23 protein-coding genes, 1 tRNA gene and 1 pseudogene are annotated in these 23,972 nt (G+C 38.6%); 6 read left to right on the top strand and 19 right to left on the bottom strand.

Annotation, left to right across the window (positions count from 1 at the left end):
• Positions 1–76: 76 nt before the first annotated feature.
• The 3 genes from ABDV70_RS06355 to tsaD form a co-directional block, all read right to left on the bottom strand.
• On the bottom strand, positions 77–703 hold the full coding sequence (locus ABDV70_RS06355) for an acyltransferase (RefSeq protein ID WP_343596315.1): 627 nt from the start codon (positions 701–703) through the stop codon (positions 77–79).
• Positions 696–1,295 (bottom strand): YigZ family protein, encoded by a 600-nt coding sequence (locus tag ABDV70_RS06350; RefSeq protein WP_343596314.1) that lies wholly within the window; start codon positions 1,293–1,295, stop codon positions 696–698. Before ABDV70_RS06350 ends, ABDV70_RS06355 begins: the two co-directional genes overlap by 8 nt.
• A 364-nt stretch (positions 1,296–1,659) precedes the next feature.
• On the bottom strand, positions 1,660–2,685 hold the full coding sequence (tsaD, locus tag ABDV70_RS06345) for a tRNA (adenosine(37)-N6)-threonylcarbamoyltransferase complex transferase subunit TsaD (protein ID WP_343596313.1): 1,026 nt from the start codon (positions 2,683–2,685) through the stop codon (positions 1,660–1,662).
• A 147-nt stretch (positions 2,686–2,832) separates the two neighbouring features.
• Between tsaD and rpsU the strand changes: the two genes are divergently transcribed.
• On the top strand, positions 2,833–3,048 hold the full coding sequence (gene rpsU, locus ABDV70_RS06340; RefSeq protein ID WP_001136722.1) for a 30S ribosomal protein S21: 216 nt from the start codon (positions 2,833–2,835) through the stop codon (positions 3,046–3,048).
• Positions 3,049–3,075: 27 nt separating this feature from the next.
• Positions 3,076–3,522: a GatB/YqeY domain-containing protein gene (locus ABDV70_RS06335; RefSeq protein WP_343596312.1), complete on the top strand. Its 447-nt coding sequence runs from the start codon at positions 3,076–3,078 to the stop codon at positions 3,520–3,522.
• A 22-nt stretch (positions 3,523–3,544) separates the two neighbouring features.
• Here ABDV70_RS06335 and ABDV70_RS06330 read toward each other — a convergent pair whose 3' ends face one another.
• The 10 genes and pseudogenes from ABDV70_RS06330 to ABDV70_RS06285 all read right to left on the bottom strand — a co-directional run bounded on the left by ABDV70_RS06330 (position 3,545) and on the right by ABDV70_RS06285 (position 14,252).
• Positions 3,545–4,948 (bottom strand): M48 family metalloprotease, encoded by a 1,404-nt coding sequence (locus ABDV70_RS06330; RefSeq protein WP_343596443.1) that lies wholly within the window; start codon positions 4,946–4,948, stop codon positions 3,545–3,547.
• 77 nt (positions 4,949–5,025) lie between these two features.
• Positions 5,026–5,994 (bottom strand): D-glycerate dehydrogenase, encoded by a 969-nt coding sequence (locus ABDV70_RS06325; protein WP_343596310.1) that lies wholly within the window; start codon positions 5,992–5,994, stop codon positions 5,026–5,028.
• A 9-nt stretch (positions 5,995–6,003) separates the two neighbouring features.
• On the bottom strand, positions 6,004–6,657 hold the full coding sequence (locus tag ABDV70_RS06320; protein ID WP_343596308.1) for a hypothetical protein: 654 nt from the start codon (positions 6,655–6,657) through the stop codon (positions 6,004–6,006).
• 76 nt (positions 6,658–6,733) lie between these two features.
• Positions 6,734–8,626 carry a peptidase M48 gene (locus ABDV70_RS06315; RefSeq protein ID WP_343596306.1) on the bottom strand — a complete coding sequence of 631 codons (1,893 nt, stop codon included), beginning with the start codon at positions 8,624–8,626 and terminating at the stop codon, positions 6,734–6,736.
• Between the two features lie 89 nt (positions 8,627–8,715).
• Entirely contained in the window at positions 8,716–10,260 is a 1,545-nt protein-coding gene (gene purF / locus ABDV70_RS06310) for an amidophosphoribosyltransferase (RefSeq protein ID WP_343596305.1), read from the bottom strand.
• Positions 10,261–10,389: 129 nt separating this feature from the next.
• Positions 10,390–10,875: pseudogene (locus ABDV70_RS06305) on the bottom strand (CvpA family protein); the annotation flags it as partial.
• Positions 10,876–10,878: 3 nt separating this feature from the next.
• Positions 10,879–11,889, bottom strand: coding sequence for a quinone-dependent dihydroorotate dehydrogenase (locus ABDV70_RS06300; RefSeq protein WP_343596304.1), 1,011 nt, complete (start codon positions 11,887–11,889; stop codon positions 10,879–10,881).
• 182 nt (positions 11,890–12,071) lie between these two features.
• Positions 12,072–12,527 carry a phosphoglycerate mutase family protein gene (locus ABDV70_RS06295; protein ID WP_343596303.1) on the bottom strand — a complete coding sequence of 152 codons (456 nt, stop codon included), beginning with the start codon at positions 12,525–12,527 and terminating at the stop codon, positions 12,072–12,074.
• Positions 12,528–12,584: 57 nt separating this feature from the next.
• Positions 12,585–13,658, bottom strand: a complete 1,074-nt coding sequence (locus tag ABDV70_RS06290; RefSeq protein ID WP_343596301.1) for an NAD(P)H-dependent glycerol-3-phosphate dehydrogenase — start codon at positions 13,656–13,658, stop codon at positions 12,585–12,587.
• Between the two features lie 12 nt (positions 13,659–13,670).
• Positions 13,671–14,252: a nitroreductase gene (locus ABDV70_RS06285; protein WP_343596300.1), complete on the bottom strand. Its 582-nt coding sequence runs from the start codon at positions 14,250–14,252 to the stop codon at positions 13,671–13,673.
• Between the two features lie 225 nt (positions 14,253–14,477).
• Here ABDV70_RS06285 and ABDV70_RS06280 point away from each other — a divergent pair, with 225 nt between their 5' ends.
• Complete coding sequence (locus ABDV70_RS06280) at positions 14,478–14,849, top strand: hypothetical protein (RefSeq protein ID WP_343596299.1); 372 nt, start codon at positions 14,478–14,480, stop codon at positions 14,847–14,849.
• Between the two features lie 101 nt (positions 14,850–14,950).
• Here ABDV70_RS06280 and rhlB read toward each other — a convergent pair whose 3' ends face one another.
• The 3 genes from rhlB to ABDV70_RS06265 all read right to left on the bottom strand — a co-directional run bounded on the left by rhlB (position 14,951) and on the right by ABDV70_RS06265 (position 18,849).
• Positions 14,951–16,102: an ATP-dependent RNA helicase RhlB gene (rhlB, locus tag ABDV70_RS06275; RefSeq protein ID WP_343596298.1), complete on the bottom strand. Its 1,152-nt coding sequence runs from the start codon at positions 16,100–16,102 to the stop codon at positions 14,951–14,953.
• A 370-nt stretch (positions 16,103–16,472) separates the two neighbouring features.
• On the bottom strand, positions 16,473–17,171 hold the full coding sequence (locus tag ABDV70_RS06270; RefSeq protein WP_343596297.1) for an aspartate/glutamate racemase family protein: 699 nt from the start codon (positions 17,169–17,171) through the stop codon (positions 16,473–16,475).
• A 217-nt stretch (positions 17,172–17,388) separates the two neighbouring features.
• Entirely contained in the window at positions 17,389–18,849 is a 1,461-nt protein-coding gene (locus ABDV70_RS06265) for an NCS1 family nucleobase:cation symporter-1 (RefSeq protein WP_343596295.1), read from the bottom strand.
• A 388-nt stretch (positions 18,850–19,237) separates the two neighbouring features.
• Here ABDV70_RS06265 and ABDV70_RS06260 point away from each other — a divergent pair, with 388 nt between their 5' ends.
• A complete protein-coding gene (locus ABDV70_RS06260; RefSeq protein WP_343596293.1) occupies positions 19,238–19,960 on the top strand; it encodes a GntR family transcriptional regulator in 723 nt (240 codons plus the stop codon).
• A 374-nt stretch (positions 19,961–20,334) separates the two neighbouring features.
• Here the strand turns inward: ABDV70_RS06260 and ABDV70_RS06255 are convergent, their stop codons facing one another.
• Both ABDV70_RS06255 and ABDV70_RS06250 read right to left on the bottom strand, forming a co-directional pair.
• Complete coding sequence (locus tag ABDV70_RS06255) at positions 20,335–20,571, bottom strand: hypothetical protein (protein WP_343596291.1); 237 nt, start codon at positions 20,569–20,571, stop codon at positions 20,335–20,337.
• Between the two features lie 95 nt (positions 20,572–20,666).
• Complete coding sequence (locus ABDV70_RS06250) at positions 20,667–21,098, bottom strand: glyoxalase (RefSeq protein ID WP_343596290.1); 432 nt, start codon at positions 21,096–21,098, stop codon at positions 20,667–20,669.
• A 317-nt stretch (positions 21,099–21,415) separates the two neighbouring features.
• On the opposite strand from ABDV70_RS06250, the gene ABDV70_RS06245 reads away from it, so the two are divergent.
• Both ABDV70_RS06245 and ABDV70_RS06240 read left to right on the top strand, forming a co-directional pair.
• A complete protein-coding gene (locus ABDV70_RS06245) occupies positions 21,416–22,135 on the top strand; it encodes a phosphatase PAP2 family protein (RefSeq protein ID WP_343596289.1) in 720 nt (239 codons plus the stop codon).
• 94 nt (positions 22,136–22,229) lie between these two features.
• A tRNA-Val gene (locus tag ABDV70_RS06240) sits at positions 22,230–22,306 on the top strand.
• A gap of 172 nt (positions 22,307–22,478) precedes the next feature.
• On the opposite strand, the gene ABDV70_RS06235 is transcribed toward ABDV70_RS06240, so the two are convergent.
• Entirely contained in the window at positions 22,479–23,720 is a 1,242-nt protein-coding gene (locus tag ABDV70_RS06235; protein ID WP_343596442.1) for a lactonase family protein, read from the bottom strand.
• Between the last annotated feature and the right edge of the window lie 252 nt (positions 23,721–23,972).

Here is a 23,972-nt window from a genome sequence, read left to right as displayed (position 1 = left end):
TCTAAACACTAAAAAATTTTGTGCTATGCAATACACTTTTTATGACATAGGTTTATCTACAACGTATCGACTATTCCTATTCTCTCCAACGAATAAACTTTGCGGGATTCCCCGCTACAACTGCTTTTTCAACAATATCTTTAGTAATCATGCTATTCATCCCCACAATGGCATGATTGCCGATTTTCACACCATCTTTCACACCGACGTGTGCACCTAGCCACACATCTTTGCCGATATGAATCCCCTGTGAACGCACAGCTTGCTGATAAATGGGCTGTTCAAGCGCCATACCATGATCAAACGCATAGAGATGACAATAAGCGGCTATTCTCACCTGATCCTCAAGTACAATCCCAGCCCGCCCACCATCCAAAATACAATGATGATTAATTGCAACCTCATTCCCTATGGTCAGTGGCCCATGCAAGGTACTATCGGCTGCCACAAAGCAGTTATCGCCAATGGTAATTTTTCGACCACGTTCGGCAAAAATATGTGCCAATGGTGAGATAAAACAATTTTCACCAATTTCAATGGTTTCCATCTCCATCAAATAGGCTTGATATTCTCGTTGCCACTGTTCTGCCCACACCCGATTTTTAGGCTTAAGCGACCAATACAACCAAGGCATATAATTCAAACGATGTTGATGCTGTTCACGATATTTTAATAAGGGATCATTTTGTAAAGAGTCAGTCATCGTTGGCCTCTTCTACAATTTTAAGTTGTACTCGACCACGTGTAACGTCCTGAATTTTTCGTGCTAAAGGCTCAATTTGATGAACTTGTAATTTTGCCTGAACCTCAACACCATCGGCGGTGTAATTTTCTTGGAACTCAATGCCTTGTTGCTGCAATTCATATTGAAAAATTGCCCATTCATTAAATAAACAAGGAAAATAAATCTGTTTTTTTTCAATTAGCTCGACTTTTTCTGCAAGCAATAAACATTGGCCTGCACAGCCACCATAGGCTCGCATCAAACCACCCGTACCTAACTTTACCCCACCAAACCAACGATTCACCAATACCAAAACATTGGTCAAATCATTACCTTCAATGGTTGCTAAAATAGGACGGCCTGCTGTTCCAGAAGGTTCACCATCATCATTAAAACGGACATTATGTCCAATTTTCCATGCCCAACACTGATGTGTCGTAGTGAGATCCTTATTTAACTCCAAATAATCACGTACATCCTGTTCATTTTCGACAGGCACAGCAAAGGCCTGAAAACGGCTCTTTTTTATTTCTTCTTCAAAACTGACAGACTGAACAATCGTAAATGGCATCTTTACATAAACATCAATAACATGGCTAGAGTATATCCTGTTTTTGACTGTTATAAGTATGCACCCGATTTTCAGTATATAAAAAAAGATGGTCTTAAGATTATCTTTTGACCTGTCATAAATATGTTATAGCAGCGCCCGTCAAGAAGCATAAAGTAAGAACGAATCATCTGAAACTTAAATAAACAACCGCCATTTAAAGAGCCATCTCTAAAAGTATCATTCGTTTTTTAGCAATCAAGAGATGAAAAAAATGATTAAAAATATTCACTGAATATCAATTTAAACCGTGATTTTTATCAATATAAAGTGTCTAAATATAGGAGAAAACACTCAAAATCTGGTGTTTTCTCTATTTTTATATTTATTCAGGCGCAGTCAATTCTGTCATTGGCCAACGTGGCGTTGTCGTCACAGATAAACCATCGCACGCCCCATTTTTCAAGCGTTGATAGCCTGCAAAAGCGATCATTGCACCATTATCTGTACATAAAGCAGGTTCTGCATAATAAACTGTCGCTTTAATTTTCGCCAACTGCTGTTCTAAACTTTCACGTAAACGCTGATTGGCACTTACACCACCCGCAATCACCAAGCGTTTTAGGCCTGTTTGCTTGAGTGCCTTGACTGACTTTTTCACCAATGTATCGACAATCGCTTCTTGAAAAGAAGCGGCAATGTCAGCATCCCGATTTTCATGATTTGGATCATCATAGCCCAATTTTTTCATTTGTACTGAAACTGCGGTTTTTAACCCACTGAATGAAAAATCCAGACCTTGATGCAACATTGGACGTGGAAACTCAAATGCTTTGATATCGCCAGCTAGGGCTAATTTAGAAATATTAGGGCCGCCAGGATAAGGCAATCCCATCATTTTCGCGACCTTATCAAAAGCTTCGCCTGCTGCATCATCGATTGACTCACCTAACAATTCATATTGTCCAATGCCATAAGCCGCCATCAATTGCGTATGTCCGCCAGAAACAAGTAATGCAACAAAAGGAAACGCTGGTGGCTCGGCTGAAAGTAACGGTGCAAGCATGTGTCCTTCCATGTGATGCACACCAATTGCAGGTTTATTTAAGGCAAAAGCCAATGTCCGACCAAATAATGCCCCAGTCATAAGCGCCCCCATCAATCCAGGTCCACGCGTATAAGCCACTGCATCAATATTTTTTTTATCAATCTGACTTTGTTGTAACAATTCGTTTAATAGTGGAATTAGTTTACGCACATGGTCACGTGAAGCCAATTCAGGCACTACACCACCATATTCAGCATGTAATTGAATTTGACTATATAAAACTTGACCTAACAGCCCCTTCTCACTGTCATAAAGTGCCAGTCCAGTTTCATCACACGAAGTTTCCAAGCCTAAAACAATCATTCAAATGCCTACTTTTTTCAATACAAATTACAGCGATAGCTATTATAGACTTGTGATATGAGATGTAAATGAGTAAAATAGCGAGCTTCACTTGTCAGCTAGTGCATGGTGCGCTGGCTGTTATCCATAAATATTTGAGGATTCTTCATGCCACAAGTTAAATTGAAAGAAGGCGAACCAGTAGACGTAGCTATCCGTCGTTTTAAACGTTCTTGCGAAAAAGCAGGTGTTTTAGCTGACGTTCGTAAACGCGAGTTCTATGAAAAACCAACTCAAGAACGTAAACGTAAAAAAGCTGCTGCAGTTAAACGCTACCAAAAGAAATTGGCGCGTGAATCTGTACGTACTACTCGCCTTTACTAATTAATTTGTGATTGAAGCTGAAAGACTATGAATACATTAAAAAACCAAATTACTGATGCATTAAAAACTGCAATGCGCGCCAAAGAAATGGCGACAGTAACGGTCATTCGTAGTCTGCAAGCGGCAATTAAGCAAATTGAAATCGATGATCGTATAGAGCTTGATGATACTCAAGTTCTTGCGGTTGTTGAGAAACAAGTTAAACAACGTAAAGAATCGGTTAAAGCCTTTGAAGGCGCTGGCCGAGATGATTTAGCTAGTAAAGAACAAGCCGAAATTGAAATATTGTCTCAATTTCTACCAGAAGCTATGACTGAGGACGAGCTTGATTCTCTCATTGAGCAGGCGATTGCTGCTCAAGGTGCAACTAGCATGAAAGATATGGGTAAGGTGATGAATTCTCTACGTCCGATCATAGCCGGGCGTGCCGATCCTGCACAAGCATCTGCCAAAATTAAAGCGAAACTCTCTTAAGCTATTCGCTCACTCTTCTTAATCAAGATAAGTTATACAGTCGTTCTTGTTGCATTTGTTTGAGTCGTGCATCAATGGTTGCAGATAAAGACTGATTGTCTTTAGCTAGACGCTGCGCATGTAATAATGACTTGATTCCCTCTTCTTCCAAACCAGACCAAAATTGAGCTTCTGCACGATATCGCAGTACATTAATTGCTTTTACCGCAGATTGATGATCATCAATACTTGCAGCACGCATCATTAAATCCCACCCAGATACATCTCTTGGGTAGCTGTCTAAGATTTTTTTGACAATTTTTTGAGCATCCGATGCTTTATTTTGCCGAATCAATACTTCAGCATATTTATATGTTAATGCCCGATTTTCAGGCATGATTTGCTGCTTTTCAGCAATAATTTCGAGTGCCCGATCTAGCTGATGCAAATTAATCAAAATATCTGTTTGCAACAATATGGCCAATATATTGTTTTTTGTTTCATTTTTAACGCTATCTAGCATCTTCTGTGCTTTCTGATCGTCTCCTTGTTTTGTATATAATGCAACCAATGCCAATTTTGCAGACTGGTTTTGTTGATTTGCCAGATTAATTAATTGTTGTTCTGAAATATCATCCGTAATAACTGCCGTATACCACCGAATTAAATCATACTGGCTTGTATCCATCGTAGACTTAGCATGAGGTAACTGATTTGCCCGAAGTCTGGCTTCACTCATTCGCTCAGTTGTTAAAGGATGTGTCAACCAAAACTCAGGCATAAAACTTAGTTGCGTCGAACTTCGTTGCATACGTTCAAAAAAATCTGCCATACTTTCAGGATTAAAGCCTGCTGCCACCATATATTGCATACCAATACGATCAGCTTCTCGTTCCTGATTTCGACTATAACTCAATTGTCGATCCATCAATGCCGCCTGCGTACCAAGCATGACAGCTGACCCTGCATTACCATCTGACTGGCTTGCAATTGCTGCGCCAATCAAAATTCCTGCAAGCGCAAGTAAACTCTGCCCCTTAAATGCTTCTTGAGACCGACTATAATGACGCTGAGTAACATGGGCGATTTCATGTCCCATCACACTTGCAACTTCATCAGGGTTTCTAGCCAGTGTAATTAGCCCCGTATTAATTGCGAACACACCACCCGGTACAGCAAACGCATTCACCTGTTTGTCATTAATAATCAACAAACCTACAGGTGCAACCAAATTGGTTTGTGACCATATTTTAAAAAATATTTGATTTAATTGATCTTCTAACCATGGATCTTGCACAACGGGCAAATGCTGATGAATTTCTCGATAAACTTTTTCACCTAGAAATTTCTCATTTTGCTGATCAATCAGCCCTATACCCGCACCGATTTCGGGAACAGTGCTCACTTCTGGCCTATAACTTTGATTAAAAGTAACGGCTTGTGCCATGTTCAACTGAACCATCAGACTTAAAATTAACAAACACTGTCGGCTAGACTTGAACATTGTTCTTCCATTTTTATTAATTATTTAAACTCAGGATTAACCAGATAAGTCGGCTGTTTTCCATCTAGGGCTTGCACCAAATTCCGATAAGCCAATTCTGCCATTTTATGGCGAGTCTGCGCTGTTGCTGATCCCACATGTGGCAATGTGATCGCATTGGGTAATTTAAATAATTCAGATGCTTGTAAAGGTTCTTTTTGATAAACATCTAAACCTGCAGCAAAAATTTGCTTTTGTTTTAATGCTTGAATAAGTGCATTTTCATCGACCACTGCGCCACGCGAAATATTCACAAGCACCGCATGTGATGGCATTAATGCAAACTCCTTTTCACCAATCAATGCTTTAGAGTCGGCATTAAGATTAACCGCAACCACAACAAAATCAGCATGTTTTAATAAATCAGGTAAATCACAATATTGTGCATTTAATGGTTGAGCCAGCTCTGGTTTTTCATTACGGCTATGATATAAAACATTCATATTAAAACCATAAAAACCACGTCGGGCAATTGCTGCCCCAATATTTCCCAAACCAATAATACCCAGTGTTTTTCCAAAAATATCCTGACCAAATAAAGTTTCAGGTACAGTTCTTCCCCATTGTCCCGATTTTGTCCAGACATCTAGCTCAGGGATTCTTCTTGCAGCACTGACCAATAAACTAAAAGCCAAATCTGCTGTTGTTTCGGTTAAAACATGCGGTGTATTTGCCAACCAGATTTTTCTTGAGTTTAGATATGCTAAATCATAATTATCATAACCAACACTTACACTAGAAATAATTTTTAGTTTCTGTGCAGATGATAGATTCTTTTCATTTAATAACCGCCCAGCACCGATTAAGGCATCTGCATCGACCACATATTCCCGAATTTGATCATTAACATCCCCTTGTTTAGGGTCTACACAAACAACCTGATATTTTTGTTTTAATTGATCAAGGATTGAATTTGAAATTTGACTAAAAACAACAACTTTGTGCTGCATGTTTCCTCCTTATTTTATAAGAGGAGAAACCTTTTCCCATAATACTTGTTTATTTAAAGGCTGCTCCAACATTTGTTCCAGACTCGGCAATATTTCCAATGACGTATGCATTTGTATGGACAACTGCCCTAAACAGAATACTTGCTTTTCAGCCGCAATAACATCAAAAAAACCTTTGATATAATCATGAACCGCATTTCCATCTTGTAAATCCAACACTGGAAATGGCCACTGCAAATCAGCAGAACTCAGGTTTAAGACCTTTTGTATATTACGCCACAAGGTTTGACCGGTTAAAGGCAATTGTTGTTGCTCTGTAATCAGAACAAAGTTTTCCCCAACCAGCGCATGTAAATGAAATTCATTAATGGTTGTTTTAGATACAACAAGTGCTTGTGTAAGAGGTGCTTTCTCCTCTAATGCAGGCGCGACTTGTGTCTTTTGAATATCTACCTGTTTTGTTTGAACAGGTACTACTTTTTCAGGTTCTAACCGCTCTATAACGTGTTGAGGTGCGTCTTCTACATGAACGATAACTTCAGATTCTAGAGATGACTGATCTCTCCAGATTGTTCTTGGCTGAACCGAACGCACAGCTACCTGACGTGGCGCCCAAAGCGCTACACCCATACTGGTCAGGAGTTGTTGTCGATGTTCAATCATAACTTTCTTCAAGTTCGTTTAAGGATGGCTAGTTTAGTTTTTTTTCAATTTAAAGGATAGTCATGCTGCCCAATTGCTACACAATCATGATGCTATTTTTTTTCAAAATATGATCTACGATTTCATCCGTTTCAAAACCCAACCGCCAATATAACAACTCAAGTACGTCCAGTTCATCTTGTGTAATTACACGGTCATTCCATAAGCATTGCTCTGCAATTCCTAATATTTTTAAACGATCTCGGAGTAATAGCCCTGAGATATCCTGCAATATCTCTCCCAAATCAATGGGTTCATCTGAAATATCCTGATATTGATCCAAATTTTCGACCTTAATCAACTTCCTAGTCAATCTTTCTCGGACTTCCATTTGGTTGGTGCTGTTAATTTGTTGAACATGCAACAACGCATCCATTAATCGTATAACCTCTGGCAAAACTTCATCATATGCAGCAGGCATACGTTCAGGCAAAAGGTTTAATTGATATTTAACACGTTCTAACAACAACGCATCTAGTAACCCAATCTCCCCATCTGCTTGCACAATAAGCGCCAATTTGGTTAAAAATTGACGGGCAAAACTAGCGGGCATTGTTTGAATATTATCACAGGCATCATAAAAAATTTGGACATGTTGACGCCCATCCACATTTAACAACGCATCAATTAATGCACGACTCACGGGCGCATCGGTAGGAATAAATTCACGATATTGTCGAATCATTAAAATAGCCACCAACACTTCTCTAGAACCTGTTGCGGTCTGTAATGCCCGATCAATTTGTTCAGGTCTGGCCATATTGGCACGAATCTGAGGATTCAGAGGCTTAATGGCATCTTTCATTGAAAAGCTAATAGGTGATAAACGCAACAACGGCAAAGGTTGAGGGGCTGACCAAACCAGATTAATTTCAGGCGTGCTGTCATCATCAAATGGTCGAAACAGACTCGACCAAGGCTGTGTCCGTAGTTTCTTCAGATTTTCAAGTTGTAAATCTTCCAACAAACTTGGGTCTAAGTCATAAATTCTACGTTCAATACTCGGATGAATATTTAACCAACTTTGCGGGCTTAATGAATTTGCAAAACACATATGCGCAATAGACTCTGAATAAGGGCTATGAATTTGCGAGCCTGCATGGTGTACATAAATTCTTAGTAATGTTTGGATATTGGCATCATTACCAATAATATCGGTTGTAAAACCATCGTTTTTAAATGTGCGGCCAGACAAAGTAATAAACTTAATTAAACGAGAAATCAGTAATCCCATACTTCCCATTAACCAGATAATTCCACCTACCGCAACTAAAATCGTTTCAAATTTATTTTGCTTTTTACTGTGATACGGCTTAAAACCCAGTCGTGCAACATTACTTCCAAGTTGATTAAAGGTTGTTAGGCTACTAAATAAAATTTTTAACCGTGTATTTTGTTGGGTTTCACCACTTAAAATCTGATAAAACGCATAACTAAATAACCCATATAACTCCAATTCATCTAAATTTTGCAGCGCTCCCCAAGTAATAATAATCACGGTATCATTTGCATGCACCCCTGCTGTTAATGCATTAACGCCAATTTCATCAGGAAGTACATATAGCGTTGGTGTTTTTACTTTGAATTGTTCTGAAAATTTTTCAATGATCTTAATTGCAGTAATTTCTTCTGGAGTACTTTCCAAGGCACTTACATAACGTGCACGTAATTGTTTCGCCAACGAATGACCACCTTCACGAAAGACATAAACTTCGTAAAGTACCGAACTCATCATGACCCCAAAGATCACCAAAAGCACAACGGGACTATAACTGTACCAGACAACAGATTGCTCTGGGTCAAGATAATGCGCCAACAACCCAAAGGATAAGTTTAATACTATCAAGGTGATCAAGATAGCGAGAATACAAATTGCTGTTGGCCAGAATAGATTTTTCTGATGATTTGAAGAAAATGTATTTACTGCCAATTGTGAGCAACCTCGCGCTTTTGAGCATTTCCATCTTAAAATAAAAAAGCGGGAAATTCCCGCTTTTTCATGCTGTATTTGAAGAATATTTATTCTTCATGAATACCGGTCAAATCTACAGATGCCGCATCAATATTTACATCAATATAGCCATCTTTTTTCTTTTTCTTAGCAATATCGCTACGGCTACGTTGCAACGCATCCAGATAAGCTTCATCGATATCACCAGTAACATACACGCCATCAAAAACTGAACAATCAAACTCAACAACTTCTGGCACTTTTGGAATACGAATCGCTTCTTTCAAGTCTTCTAAATCCTGAAAAATCAAACGATCCGCACCAATGATTTCCTGAATTTGTTCAACTGTACGACCAGAGGCAATCAGTTCAGTCTTGGCAGGCATATCAATACCGTAGACATTCGGATATTTCACCATCGGTGCAGCAGAAGCAAAGAATACTTTTTTCGCACCCGCATCACGTGCCATCTGGATAATTTCATTACACGTTGTACCACGTACAATCGAGTCGTCTACAAGTAAAACATTCTTACCTTTAAACTCAAGTTCAACTGGGTTGAGTTTTTGGCGCACAGATTTTTTACGTTGCTGCTGACCTGGCATAATGAAGGTACGGCCAATGTAACGGTTTTTCATAAACCCTTCACGGAACTTCACGCCTAAAACATTTGCAAGCTCTAAAGCTGATGTACGACTGGTATCTGGAATTGGAATCACAACGTCAATATCGTGTTCCGCACCCCATTCTGCCAAAATACGATTTGCCAGTTTTTCACCCATTTTTAAACGGGCTTTATAAACCGAAATGCCGTCAATCGTTGCATCTGGACGCGCAAAATACACATATTCAAAAATACATGGGAAATATTTTGGATCACTTGCGCACTGTTTTGAGAACAACTCGCCTTCAGCACTGATATAAATCGCTTCACCTGGTTCAATATCACGTTCAACTTTAAAACCAAGTGCAGTAATTGCAACTGATTCTGACGCAATAATATACTCTTTTTGACCTTGGTCGTTTTCACGAGAACCGTAGATCAATGGACGAATACCATTTGGATCACGGAACCCCACTAAGCCTTGGCCAGTGATCATTGCAACAACACCATAAGCACCACGACAACGCTGATGCACACGATGTACTGCATAGAAAATATCTTCTGGCGTTGGATGTAGTGTTCTTAGTTTTTGCAATTCATGTGCAAAAACGTTAAGCAATACTTCCGAGTCAGAGTCTGTGTTCATGTGGCGTAAGTCGGTCTCAAACAAGTCCTGACGGATTTCATCAGCATTGGTTAAGTTACCGTTGTGTGCCAAAGTAATCCCATAAGGCGAGTTCACATAGAACGGTTGTGCTTCTGCACTACTTGAAGACCCTGCTGTTGGATAGCGCACATGTCCTATACCGTAGTTTCCTTGCAAGGCGCGCATATGACGCGTATGGAAAACATCTCGAACCAAGCCGTTATCTTTACGCAGAAAAAGTCGACCATTTTCGCAAGTAACGATTCCTGCTGCGTCTTGTCCACGATGTTGCAACATCGTCAAAGCATCAAATAACAATTGGTTAACGGGAGCCTTACCAGCAATCCCAACAACACCACACATAGCAACCTCGCAAACAAGCTTGGATTAATTAAAAGGGTTTTCTTCTGAATGGCCAGATTGCGGTTTACTTGAAGAAACAGTATCAGGTTTTTCAACAGAAGATGCCTCGACTTGAGGTTGATCCTGATTCATATGATGAATTGTATCACTCGCAATTTCTTTGGAAACTTCTGTTGCCAAAGGTGCATACGGCAAAAGCGTTTGTACCATTTTTGACTGTTTCCAAAATTGGGCACTTTGCACCCAAGGCTGAACGCCCTGCATTGTAATTAATACAATCAACAAACTTTTCAGTGAACCAAAAACACCACCAGCGAAACGATTTAATGGCCCTAACTTAAATGAATCCAGCACCTTATTAAAAAGTGCCGAAACCAACCACGTTAACACCACAACGATTAAAACAATAAAAGCAAATGCAGCAATTTTCTGAACAACTGCATCGTGACTTAATCCTGCCATGAAAGGCGCCAAATCATTTGTATATCGCGCACCTAGAATAAGTGCACAGATCCAGCCGATCAGGTTAGCCAAGGATTTTATGAGTCCTTGTCGCAAACCACCTAACCCTCCAATCACCAGCACAATCAACAGGATAATATCAATAACATTCATAATTTATGATGTTTGCATTGCATTTACACTGTCCTGAATCAATTTTGGACCTGTGTAGATAAGACCACTGTATAGCTGAACTAAACTTGCACCAGCTTGCTGTTTCAAATGCGCTTGCTCACCCGATAGGATGCCGCCTACACCAATAAGTGGAATCTGATTTTTTAGAACAGCTGCAAAGTTTTTAAGACATGTCGTACTTTTATCAAATACGGGCGCTCCCGATAAACCGCCTGTTTCCTTTCCAAAAGGTAAATCTTCAACACCATCACGAGATAGTGTTGTATTCGTTACAATTAGGCCATCCACTTTATAATTCAAGAGTTGCTTGGCAATAAATGCAATATCGTCTGTTGTTAAATCTGGAGCAACTTTCAATACGAGCGGAACATAATGCCCAAACTCTTCTGCAAGCTCTGCCTGACGACTTTTCAAAGTTGCAAGCAAGTGTGTTAAGGCTTCGCCACTTTGTAAGCTACGGAGGTTTTTTGTATTCGGAGAAGAAATATTAACGGTAATGTAAGAAGCATAATTATACACTTTTTCTAAACAGATCAGATAATCATCAACTGCTTTTTCGACAGGCGTATCAGCATTTTTACCAATATTAATGCCAAGCACACCTTTGTAGCGCGCAGCTTTAACATTCTCAACTAATTTATCAACGCCATCATTATTAAACCCCATACGGTTAATAATCGCTTTTGCTTTAGGTAGTCTAAATAGTCGAGGTTGAGGATTACCTGCTTGAGGGCGTGGGGTTACAGTCCCAATTTCGATAAAACCGAACCCTAATGCAGCAAGTGCATCAATATAATCGCCGTTTTTATCAAGGCCTGCTGCTAATCCAACTGGATTAGGGAATTCAATTCCCATACAGGTCGTTGGCTTTGCAACAAATGGCCCATTGACCAAACCAATTTTATGACCAGTTTTTAGCCAAGATAATGTAAGTTCATGCGCACGCTCTGGTGCTAAAGAAAACAACAAAGGGCGAGCCAGAGAATACATCATAACGTCATCAAGTCTGTAGATTTGAGTTTGGCATATTATAGGCATGACAGCGGAAAAACGCTATGCTCTACAACGCTTTATTTATACGATTCGTAACAGACTCGATGCTAATTTCATCAATATTTTAGATCTTGAGTATTTTGAGAAAGCCTTTAGAAAACTTTCTCAAACGAAAGAATGATTTATACGTTAGGAATGAAAACAGCCTGCTGTGTAGATAAACCTTCGGCAATCACGGCTTGTTCATAAATACGTGCCTCAGCCAATGAAAATGGATGAAAATGCTTATCAGTTAGAATTTCCTCAATATAAGCCACAACGTTCATATGACAGACCACCACAATAGATTCATACGGTAGTTTTGATAACCACTCTACGGCTACTTCGGCATCATCATCAGGTTTAATATCATCACAAATCAACACTGGTATATTAGTGAACTTCTTTTGAATATAAGCCAATGTTTCTTGCGCACGAAGCAATGGACTCACCACAAAAACATCTGGTTGAATCTTTTCTGCTACAAAATCGGCAGTTTGTTCCGCTTGAGCATGTCCTCTAGCCGTTAAAGGTCTTTTGGTATCATTACCGTTTATTGGTGGTGCTGCTTCGCCATGACGAACTAAAGTCAGTTGCATATATATCCCCAGAAATACAACATAAAAAAACAATAACTCAGAAATATTTAACTTCGTTTACATTTGTTGGTGAGGTAGCACAAATTCAACATCACTGCGATGACCATTTTTCATCAATGAAAGTGCAATCGTGAGTGGTGGTGCATTTTCAAAAATGACTTCATACAAGGCATTGGTAATTGGCATATAGACATCAAGTGCTTTTGCTCGGGTTCGAACTTGAACAATGGTGTTAATACCCTCAGCCGTTTGCCCCAGCTCTTCTGTTGCCTGCTGCAATGTTTTACCTTTTCCTAAAGCAAAACCAACCTGATAATTTCGGCTTAATGGACTGTTACACGTTGCGAATAAATCCCCCACACCAGACAGCCCCAAAAAGGTTAATGGATTCGCCCCAAGCTTAACGGCGAAACGACTCATTTCTGCCAAGGCACGGGTTAAAATCATACTGCGCGTGTTTTCACCAATATTATGCGCAGCCGCCATCCCCATTGCCACAGCATAAATATTTTTAAGTGCTCCACCCAATTCAACACCATGCACATCATCACTTGCAAAAACACGGAATAATGCACTATGTAATGCTTGCTGAACCACTGAACGCACCAATTCTGAATGGCTCGCGATGACTGTTCCAGCAGGCATACCCGCCATAATTTCTTTTGCTAAATTTGGCCCAGACAATACCCCATAAGGAACTTCGGGTAATTCTTCCCGAATAATTTCACTCATAAAATAAAAGGTTTCAGCTTCAATACCTTTTGTAAGCGAAATAATGGCCTGAGACGTAATAAAAGGTCTAATTTGTTGAACAACACTGCGGAATGAATGACTCGGGATAGTCACCAGAATTAAATCACGATCACACACTGCTTGTTGCAAATCAGATAACACTTCTAAGTTTTTATCTAACTGGAAATCTGGCAAATATCTTTTATTGACATGCGTTTGATTAATTTCTTGTGCTGTTGCTGCATTACGGATCCAGAGTTTGGTATTACAACCATTTCGAGCTGCAATATTTGCAACGGCTGTACCAAAACTCCCACCACCTAATACTGTCACACGTAAGGCCGTGGTTTTATCTACATTGGATGGCTGAACCAAATCCGCAAAGTTTAATTCTGACATTCTATTTCTCTTTTAATTTTTAGATGGTGACCAAATTTGAACAAATTCATTAACATCATATTCAGGTCGAGGCGGAATTTGCTTGTCCGCAGTCCCGATATAAAGAACACCCGAAATCAAATCTCTGGCCTGTAAACCCAATGCCTGTTTTAATGTCTCAGATTCAGCAACCGCACCTGTTCGCCATATGCTTGAAAATCCCTGACTTTGCAAAGACAGCAAGAAGTTTTCGACTGCCGCACCCGTACTTAAAATTTGCTCATAGTGCGGAACTTTCAGATGATCTTGTAAAACAGTTAATGCTAAAACCAATAACGGCGCACGCAATGGATGGTTTTTGACACGTTCCACCTGAACAGGGTCAAGATCTGTAACTGCAAGAGATGACGAAAGCAACATCCCAAAAGCTTCACGTGCTTCGTGTGGAACAATAACAAAACGTGTTGGTTTTAAACGATGATGATCAGGTGCTGCCAATGCAGCCTCAAAAGCCAATTGCAATTGTTGTTGATTCGGTGCAGGTTCTACCAAATGCCCTACGGATTGACGCTGACCAATCGTGTCATGAATCATTTCTACAAGCGTGTTCGTCATGAAATTCTTAATCTTTCTCATCTTAACCAGACTGATTAGATTAGCACACTCTAAAAAATGAACTCCAGATAAATGCACAAAATCCATAAGATTAGATGTATCGATGATTAAGTAGAAGTCTTTACCTCTCTACACATGGCTGCATTTTGTATACAGAGTCAGCCTTGAATACGATATCGTTTCACCTCAAACTCAAATATGTATCTACGATAAAGGGAGATAAAAGTGAAAAACTGGCTGTATCTATGTTGCATAACAACAAGCCTTGGACTTACTGCATGCACTTCCAACCCGACATCAACACTTGCTATTCAAAAAGAAAATCAACAATTTGAAGTCACTGGCTTAGGAAAAACAGCAATCCTTTCTAAAAACAATGCCATTGTTGCTGCTAATCGAACCTGTGGTCGAAACACGACTATCGTCAAAGATGAAAAAATCGAATACAAGGGCGTTTTGAAAAATGTCGTTGATGAAAAAACAGGACAAACCATTGCCGCAGCGACAGAAGTTCTTGGTGGTATCATCGGGACAACCCCAACCCTACAACGAGATGATGATTATCAAACAACCTTATCTTTTTATTGTCAGAAATAATACTCAAAAAACCTCAATCTGATCGACTGAGATTTTTTAATGAAACATCTATTGTTCGAGCAAACAACTCAAGGGATTGCTCGAACAGCAGTAAGCTTTGATTAGCAATATCCGTCTAAACGTGTCAAAGGTAGTTTTTGACCAATCGCTTTTTCAATCTCAGGCAGTGAAAATGCGTCATCTTCGGAAAGGAAGCTGATGCTGACGCCATGAACGCCTGCACGACCTGTACGCCCAATACGATGCACATAATCATCAGAATGTTCAGGTAAGGTAAAGTTAATTACATGTGAAACGCCATCCACATGAATTCCACGCCCTGCTACATCTGTCGCAATCATGATGTTATGTTGACCGTTTTTAAACTGATCTAACATTTTTATACGTTTATCTTGTGCAATTTCACCAGATAACATCACTACCTTATAACCATCTCGTTTAAGGTGATCGTACAAATGTCGTACCTGATCTCGACGGTTGGCAAAAATCATCACTTTTTCAATTGGCTCGTCACTCAAAATTTCTTTAAGCAAACGATATTTATCGTGTTTTCCAACGACATAAACACGTTGTTCTACATCGGCATTAGTTTTTTTCTCAGGCTCAATTTCAACCGTGACAGGTTCAAACAACCATTGACGTGCTAAATTCAAAACGTCGTAACTAAAAGTTGCAGAAAACATCAACGTTTGTCTTTGCTCTTTACGTGGAGAATATCGCACAATACGTTTAACAGCAGGGATAAAACCCATGTCTAGTAAACGGTCTGCTTCATCAATGACCAAAAACTCAACCTGATCTAACCAGACTTCTTTTTGTTCAACGAAGTCAATCAAGCGTCCAGGTGTTGCCACAATGATGTCAACAAAATTTTGATCTAACTGCTTTTTCTGCTTATCAAAGTCAACACCACCCAAAAGCGTTACAACATTTAAGTCACTAAATTTTGTTAAAAATTTAGCATCACTTTCAATTTGCAAAGCCAATTCACGTGTCGGTGCCAAAATCAGTGCCCGAGGCTCTCCACGGTAACGCTGTTCTTTAATCGGATGATTGAGTAAATCATTAATAATGCTAATTAAAAAGGCAGCAGTTTTACCTGTTCCCGTTTGTGCACGCCCAATTGCATCATGCCCTGCAAGAGTAAACTTTAAAACCTTTTCTTGGATTGGAGTCATGTGAGTAAAGCCGAGCGCATCAATCGCCTGCTTTAACTGTGGATGTAAATTTAAGGTTTCAAAACCAGATGGCATAAATGAGTTAACCCATGTCCGCTTGAAAATAGCGCCCATTATAAACAAAAATATTAGACAAATTCATTTATTTCACAAGTTGTCATCGTTCACCTACAATTTGCGGGTGATCATACATCATGAAGATGCCGAAAAACGGCAATATATCGCGCAACAATATAGACATTATTTCCATTCAGTTAATTAAAATAAAAAATTATTTTTCAAATACTTATACCAAATAAGATAATAATTCATCATCTACAAAAACATCCGAACAACTTAACTCTGGTACGTTAGAATAAAAGATCCCTAATTAATCATTAAAAATAAAAAAACCAAGTTAGTATTCCTAACATACCAACTTGGTTTAAATCGACCAGATCAGGTGTTATTTTTGATTAGGATAGTCATAGTCGCCCCATTTACTGGTACGAATTCCCAGACCATGCAATGCCTCTATTAACTTCACGGCAGCAGTCACACCATCAATCACAGGAATATCAAGTACTTTCGAAATGTTTTCAGCATGTTTTGCCATTCCACCACAGCCCAAGACAATTGCACCAATTCCATCATCTTGTTTAGCAGACTGACACATTTCCAGTAACTTTTGATAAGTTTCCTGTTCATTGGTTTCAAGATCGAGCACAGGCAAATCTATACAATGAATTTTTGCACACTGATGTGTATAGCCGTATTGGATTAATAAATGTTCTGCGATAATTTTTGTACGGCTTAATGTCGTTACAATCGAGAATTTTGTCGCAATCAAACTTGCCACATGGAACGCAGCTTCGGCAATTCCAATCACTGGTGCTGTTGCCAACTCACGAGCAGCCGCTAACCCTGGGTCACCAAAACAGGCAATAATATGACCATCGACATGTTGTTGTTCTCCTTGCCGAATCAACTCTAACAAATGAAATGCTGCAATAGCCTCATCATAATGACCTTCTATAGAAACAACACCTTGACTCGGTGAAACTGCAATAATCTCTGTTTTTTCTGATGCAACTTGACTGGCACTTTTCCCAATTGAATTTGTCATTTCCAGACAAGTATTTGGGTTAATAACTTGAATACGCATAACCAACCTTCAGTATTTTGGCTTATTTAAAAATCTAGAAACGAATTGCAATTATTGATATTTCATCATGACATGTACTTTTGGCTCAAAAAAATGAAAGCAATTACCGAGTTTTATTGATGAAGCTCAAGTTCAAACATCTGTGAAATATCAACGGTGTTTCATTTGATCATTGTGAAAAAATATCCCCACTACGACACACGAATGGGGAGTTAACTCAGATTGTTGATTTCAATACTTTAACGGGTGACTTCATGCAAATGGTGCTATAAATTACAAGTCCTAACCCCATCCCCATAAACCAGCTAAAGTTTGCCAAGAAATGTAACTGTGGCAATAAAACACACAGAATTGGCAGCATTGCTGATGGGATCAAGGCATAAATTGCATTTGGGTTATAACCATTTTTGTACCAATAATGCCCTGAAATATTTAGAGTATATAAATCATCTACAATGATATTTTGCTTTTTAATCCAATAATAATCTGCAAGTAAAATACCAAATAAAGGACCAATAAATGCACCTAAGATATCGATGGTGTAGTGGATCACCTCTGGATTATTAAATAAATTCCACGGCGTAATAAAAATCGAACCTACTGCTGCAATCATCCCCCCTGTCCGCCAACTAATTTTGTTTGGTGCAACATTGGAAAAATCAAATGCAGGAGATACAAAGTTTGCCACAATATTGATGCCAACCGTTGCAATCATGAGGGTCAAGCTGCCTAAAATCACAACAACTGTATTATCCAATTGACCAACCATTTCCACTGGGTCTGTAATTAACTTGCCATAAATAGGCAGCGTTGCTGCAATACAAACCACCGTTAATAATGAAAAACCCAGAAAATTAATAGGCAAACCCCAGAAATTTCCCCGTTTTACAGCTTGGAAAGTTTTTCCATAACGTGAGAAATCCCCAAAATTTAAAACTGGCCCCGAAAAATAAGACACAACAATTGCAATCGCCCCAATCATTACAGGTAAAACCTCTGCGCCTTCATATTTAACGCCGCTCAGGTTTAGATCTATATTTTTCCATCCTGCTTGATAAACCAACCAAACAGCCATTGCCAACATCACCACATAAACGGCTGGCCCTGCCCAATCAATAAATTTACGAATGCTATTCATTCCAGACCAGAAAACTACAGCTTGTAAAACCCACAGCAGCATGAACCCAATCCAGCCGAGGTAAGATAACCCTAAGAAACCATAATGCTGTACGTTCGCATATACCGCCATGTCTGGGTAAAATTTAAGAATAACCAGAATAAAAGCACTTGATGCCAAATAGGTTTGTATCCCATACCAAGCAACAGCAATCAATCCTCTAATAATGGCGGGAATATTTGCTCCCAAAACACCAAAAGTTGCACGGCAAATCACGGGAAATGGTGTGCTAGTTTTTTGACTCGGCTTTGCAATCAAGTTAGCAAAAAGCTGCACAATCAAAATTCCCACGAGTAATGAAGTTAACACCTGCCAACAATTCAACCCTAATGCAAACAAACTTCCCGCTGTCACATACCCACCGACACTGTGAACATCTGACATCCAGAAGGCAAAAATATTATATGAGCCCCAAGTCTGCTTTTTTAATGGTGCTAAATCATGATTGGTAAGCGCAGGATCATAGCTGGGTTTAATCAATGCTTGTGTTTTGTTATCCATTGTGAACTCGCTTCTTATTTATTGGGGTCCATATAAAAGGTAGATTGACTACAGCCAAAGCACTCTTCTTCATCCATAAACAACACATCAGCTTTGTTTTACAATTCATCGTATTCAGCATTTAAATTGTTAATCATTAAATGAAAGGATTGTGCACAATCTTAATTATGCAAAATACAAGCCAACCTGAATCAAATTCGATATTCTGAAATTATTTTTGAATCTAAGTTGATATAAAATAAATAATATTCATATTTTTTTATTTTTATCTTTCAGCTATTCATTGTTCACATTCATTGATAAAATCACATACATGCGAAGCTTAAAATGCTGCTTTTGTCTAAAAAAGCCTCATTTTGAAGCCTTCATGCACCAAGGAGATTCAAACATGTCATCACAACCCAAAGGTCTTAATCATTCTTTAAAAAACAATGATATAGATGAGTATATTTACAATACAATTCTTGATGCCATTTTAAATCGCCAATTAATGCCAGGCACTCGACTGGTCGAAGCCCCTCTCTGCAAGGCTTTTGGAGTGACTCGTGGGGTAATTCGCCGTATTTTTGTGAAATTGGCTCATGATAAAATTATTCAGATTCAGCCCAATCGTGGTGCAATTGTGGCTCAACATGACCCTGAGGAAACATTTGCTATATTTGAAGCACGTAGTATGCTCGAACTTGGTACCGTGAAAAAGTTAGCCCAAAAATCAGCACAAATTAATTTAAAAAGTCTAAGAGATTTAGTACAAAAAGAAGAACAAGCCCTTTCTCACGGGCACTGGAAAGAGTGGATTAAACTTTCTGGAGAATTTCATCTAAAACTGAGCGAAATCAACAACAATGCGCTGATCACCAATTATCTTCAGACCTTAATTGCCAGAACATCACTCTTGATACGAATGTATGAAACCCCGACCCACCACAGTTGCTCCATTGAAGAACATACCGCAATCCTTAATGCTATCGAAAATGGAGATGAACAACTCGCAGCATCCTTAATGGAGGAACATTTAGACGATTATGGAAAGACGTTACTAAAAGAACAACCGACATCTCATCATACGGATTTATTGGAAATCTTTAAGAATAATAAGATTGTGAATTAAAACCCGATCAATCATCGTCAGATGAGCTTATCTCGTTATATTTTCCGTATACATTGCTATCCGTATAATTTTAGATAAACCTCAATATAGCAATCATCATACTAAACTGCTTTTGAAATGTGAGCCTAATCTGACCTATATCATTAAGCTGTGGAATGATACAAGACTGAGAAAGCCACTAAGAAGTAGTGAATATCGTATGGGCAGACATCACCATTTTCTCATCACATCTAACGATTTCTCTCGAATATTCATAATTTTCGGATCAGGTTTAAACTCGTCCGAACAAGTATATTCAGCCCCCATTACCACGACATTATATTGACCTGCTTTCACCCTTATCTATTTTCTTAAAATACTTTAAATTTAGTAAATTATGCAAAATTAACGATAACGCTTATTCCCATCAGAGGTATAACAATATGTACCACCTCTTGGCCCCACACAATCATTTGAGCCACTACATGGGCAAGAGCCCGAAGAACCTTCACTTGATGAACCTGAACCTCGATGGCTCCCTGATCTACTTTTTGAGGAATAACCATGACTACTACTAAAAGAGTGATACGATTTTCCTCCACCGCCACGACCGCCGCCGCGCGCTTCAGCATGCGTCAAAAAAACAATTTGAAGAATGATGACCCAAAATAAAACAAAAACTTTCATGATTACCTCTGTATTTATTAATCAATAGCTTGATGAAAACTTAAGTCACAGACCTCAACCACGGCGTAACTGTTAGGCCTGTTAATATTCCTTCTGGACTAAGAAACCGCGTAACTGACTGCCCCCAAGGTTCAACACGATGACAAACAAGCAATTGATATCCCTTAGACACCATCTCTACTGAGGCAGCTTCGATATCCTCCACTTCAAACTCAATCCAACTCTGAGGAATGTTCAACTCTTTTGGCCATTCATTGACACCAAAACAAGACTCTGCGGCCTGTGATAATGGCCATAAAGCAAAATGCTTAACACCATCAAGTCCGCCTTCTTCAACACTCATATATGATTCATTGCCTTGCATTGGGCGTAACGGAAGACCTAATGTGTCGACATAAAGTGACTTACTATCTTGATCTGACTGGGTAATCGGCCCAAAACCCGCAACAAAAAGAATATTTATAGGCTGCATTCGTATTGCTCTTTATTTTAATGATACCAGTACATTTTATACCTTAAATTATAAAATCATAAAACAATAGAAAAAGGCAAATATATAAATTCCTAATGACATTACTGGCAATCTTTTATATGACTTTCTAACAATTACAATAACTGGCTCAACCATCTACAAAATTCGATAAATGACGTACACAAAACACAAGTGAATTAAAAATAATATATTGTAATTTACAATGTTTTTAAGCATTATTCATTATTAAAATTCTCAGTAAATCTTAGCATTTTTCCTGTACTATATAGCCGAAATTATGTTGAGAGAAACCGTTTTTGTTGAAATATATACTGCCGCAAAACACTTTTGATCGGATTAATTTTTTTCTTTTAATACTTTGTGCAGTTGGACTAGCATATTTTATTCCAGTCAATGGTTCTATAGATCATGCACTTAGTCTGCCATGGGTTGATTCGACAGGAAATTACTATTTAAGAGAAAATCATTATTTAGTAAAAATAGGACACCAGTTTTTAAAAAATGTTGTGATTGGTATTGCGGTTATTCACTTAGCAATATGGATTGCAAGTTTCTGGAAACCTAAACTGGTTCAGTTTCGAAAAACTGCAATTTTTGTCATTTTTACTATGTTGGCATCAGTCTCTATTATTGCCATTTTGAAATCGACCTCACCACATGCCTGCCCTTGGAATATCGTGCAACTGCACAATCACGTTGTGATGTGGGATAAGATTCCCACTAAAAAAGGTGCTTGCTTCCCTGGAGGTCATGCTTCCGCTGGTTTTTCTTTGCTTGCACTTTATTTTGCTTATCGAGATCGTTTTCCTTTTCTATCCAAATTATGTTTAATTTTTGCTTTGATCATGGGTGGACTAATGAGTGGTGTTCAAATGATCCGTGGTGCTCATTTCTTAAGTCATAATTTATGGGCGCTGTGGTGGTCATGGTGTATTGATTTCTTCTTATATAAATGGTTTATCGTGAATCATGTGCATTTAAACTTCTTTGGAAAAAGTCGCAGGAACATGGCGTAAAGCAAACAATTGGATAAATAGAAAGCAATCAATCAAGTTTTATGTAGAAGCATCTTGCCTTTCATTATAAAAATGAATATGATGCAATCACTTTAGGCGTATAGCTCAGTTGGTTAGAGCGCTACGTTGACATCGTAGAGGTCTCCAGTTCGAGTCTGGATATGCCTACCAAAGATTAAAATTCATATGTCGTTACATAACTTTATATGAACAAAAAAGCTCTAAATCATAACGGATTAGAGCTTTTTTTATTGCTTCATATAACACTTTATTAAGATATATATTACTATTCTTAAAGGTGTACTAATCATTGGTCACAGTTTAAGAACCATCATTCTGTTATTTAAAAGAATTTAATATCTGTCGGTGTTGATATTTTTGCTGCATCGCCAGCAGGTTTTAATGTTCCTTTATTTGCATCAAAGCGGAACAAGCTAATGTTATTACTAAAAACATTCGCCACATACAAATATTTACCAGTCTCATCAAATGCAAAAGCACGTGGTTCAATACCATTGGCGTTATAAATAACTGGGTTACCTAACAACCCATTCTTTTGAATTTTAAACACCAAAAGTTTATTGTCTGCCCCCCGATTGGCAGTAATCACAAATCTGCCATTTGGACTAAGGATAATTCCACTCGCACTTTTGAATTTAGGTGCTTTATCTTCAGCAATCAGTTTTGTTTGGGCAACTTTTTTCAAATGACCATCTTGCACATTAAATGTCACAATTTCACTCGCCATTTCTGCTGTGATGTATGCCTGTTTACCATTTGTTGAAAACACCATATGACGCGGGCCAGAACCACGAGCAAACGTTACATCTCGGCTACTGTCCGCTTCAAGTGGTTGTGGTTTGTTCGGGCTATAGTGAAAAGCATAGACTTTGTCATTCCCAAGATCGGCTGCATATAAATATTGACCATCTGGGCTAAAAGTTGTTGAATGCGCATGACCACTCTCCTGACGACCTTTGACAACACCAGAACCTTCTGCAAAAACAATATTTTGTACTTGCTCACCCAATTTTCCATTTGGCAAAATTGGAAAAACGGCCACACCACCACGGCCTTTGTCGAATGCTGAATAGTTTGATACAAACAGGAATTTACCATCTAAACTCATTGATGCATGTGTTGGATGCCCACCATGACTATCCACCGTGTTCAACACTTCTACTTTTCCCTGTTGAACCGATAATGCAGTCACCGCCCCTACATTTTCTTCATTAGTTGTATATGCAAAACGACCATCTTTAGACTTCACAATCCACGATGGACTTCTCATTTTAAACACCTTAACTGGGGTTAAAGTCCCATCATGATTCATTTGCAATTGATACAAACCTTCACTGGCTTGATTTGGCTTTTGTACAAGCGGAGCATCAGGGATAGATGTCCATGTTCCAACTAAAGCGGTTTGTTGTGCAGCATTTACAGTAACACACCATCCAAATGATAAAAGCGTCAGTGACAATGTTGCGGTTAATTTTTTAATTAACCCACGATGCTTAGTATTTGTATACTTACTTGCAATGGCGCCCTTGCCATATTGATTTTCAATATCCGTATTCATTTTTATTCCTTAAAAAAATATACCTTCCTTGCAACTATCATTAAGTATAGTCAATCGTAATTTCACTTAATGATTCTAAAAATTAATTTATAAAGTGACAATTTTCAAGCGAATTCTATTGGAGGAAGTGGCTTAGCACCAAACAAGGTAAAATCAAATTAAATAGAAATTATGCTAACCCCAGTTACGTTATATCTAACCGAGAAATACAGCTATATTTAGCTCAATTTGCATACATCAATGCAAATTCCACTATTT

The sequence above is a fragment of the Acinetobacter sp. genome, assembly GCF_039596015.1.
Classification (GTDB): Bacteria; Pseudomonadota; Gammaproteobacteria; order Pseudomonadales; family Moraxellaceae; genus Acinetobacter.
The sequence above is the reverse complement of the archived record's forward strand: the minus strand, read 5'-3'. Positions and strand labels throughout refer to the sequence as shown.

Excerpts from the sequence above, each read along its gene's own strand:
- ABDV70_RS06355 (WP_343596315.1), bottom strand. The coding sequence starts at position 703 with ATGACTGACTCTTTACAAAATGATCCCTTATTAAAATATCGTGAACAG.
- ABDV70_RS06350 (WP_343596314.1), bottom strand. The coding sequence starts at position 1,295 with ATGCCATTTACGATTGTTCAGTCTGTCAGTTTTGAAGAAGAAATAAAA.
- tsaD (WP_343596313.1), bottom strand. The coding sequence starts at position 2,685 with ATGATTGTTTTAGGCTTGGAAACTTCGTGTGATGAAACTGGACTGGCA.
- rpsU (WP_001136722.1), top strand. The coding sequence starts at position 2,833 with ATGCCACAAGTTAAATTGAAAGAAGGCGAACCAGTAGACGTAGCTATC.
- ABDV70_RS06335 (WP_343596312.1), top strand. The coding sequence starts at position 3,076 with ATGAATACATTAAAAAACCAAATTACTGATGCATTAAAAACTGCAATG.
- ABDV70_RS06330 (WP_343596443.1), bottom strand. The coding sequence starts at position 4,948 with ATGGCACAAGCCGTTACTTTTAATCAAAGTTATAGGCCAGAAGTGAGC.
- ABDV70_RS06325 (WP_343596310.1), bottom strand. The coding sequence starts at position 5,994 with ATGCAGCACAAAGTTGTTGTTTTTAGTCAAATTTCAAATTCAATCCTT.
- ABDV70_RS06320 (WP_343596308.1), bottom strand. The coding sequence starts at position 6,657 with ATGATTGAACATCGACAACAACTCCTGACCAGTATGGGTGTAGCGCTT.
- purF (WP_343596305.1), bottom strand. The coding sequence starts at position 10,260 with ATGTGTGGTGTTGTTGGGATTGCTGGTAAGGCTCCCGTTAACCAATTG.
- ABDV70_RS06300 (WP_343596304.1), bottom strand. The coding sequence starts at position 11,889 with ATGATGTATTCTCTGGCTCGCCCTTTGTTGTTTTCTTTAGCACCAGAG.
- ABDV70_RS06295 (WP_343596303.1), bottom strand. The coding sequence starts at position 12,527 with ATGCAACTGACTTTAGTTCGTCATGGCGAAGCAGCACCACCAATAAAC.
- ABDV70_RS06290 (WP_343596301.1), bottom strand. The coding sequence starts at position 13,658 with ATGTCAGAATTAAACTTTGCGGATTTGGTTCAGCCATCCAATGTAGAT.
- ABDV70_RS06285 (WP_343596300.1), bottom strand. The coding sequence starts at position 14,252 with ATGACGAACACGCTTGTAGAAATGATTCATGACACGATTGGTCAGCGT.
- rhlB (WP_343596298.1), bottom strand. The coding sequence starts at position 16,102 with ATGCCATCTGGTTTTGAAACCTTAAATTTACATCCACAGTTAAAGCAG.
- ABDV70_RS06270 (WP_343596297.1), bottom strand. The coding sequence starts at position 17,171 with ATGCGTATTCAAGTTATTAACCCAAATACTTGTCTGGAAATGACAAAT.
- ABDV70_RS06265 (WP_343596295.1), bottom strand. The coding sequence starts at position 18,849 with ATGGATAACAAAACACAAGCATTGATTAAACCCAGCTATGATCCTGCG.
- ABDV70_RS06260 (WP_343596293.1), top strand. The coding sequence starts at position 19,238 with ATGTCATCACAACCCAAAGGTCTTAATCATTCTTTAAAAAACAATGAT.
- ABDV70_RS06255 (WP_343596291.1), bottom strand. The coding sequence starts at position 20,571 with ATGCTGAAGCGCGCGGCGGCGGTCGTGGCGGTGGAGGAAAATCGTATC.
- ABDV70_RS06250 (WP_343596290.1), bottom strand. The coding sequence starts at position 21,098 with ATGCAGCCTATAAATATTCTTTTTGTTGCGGGTTTTGGGCCGATTACC.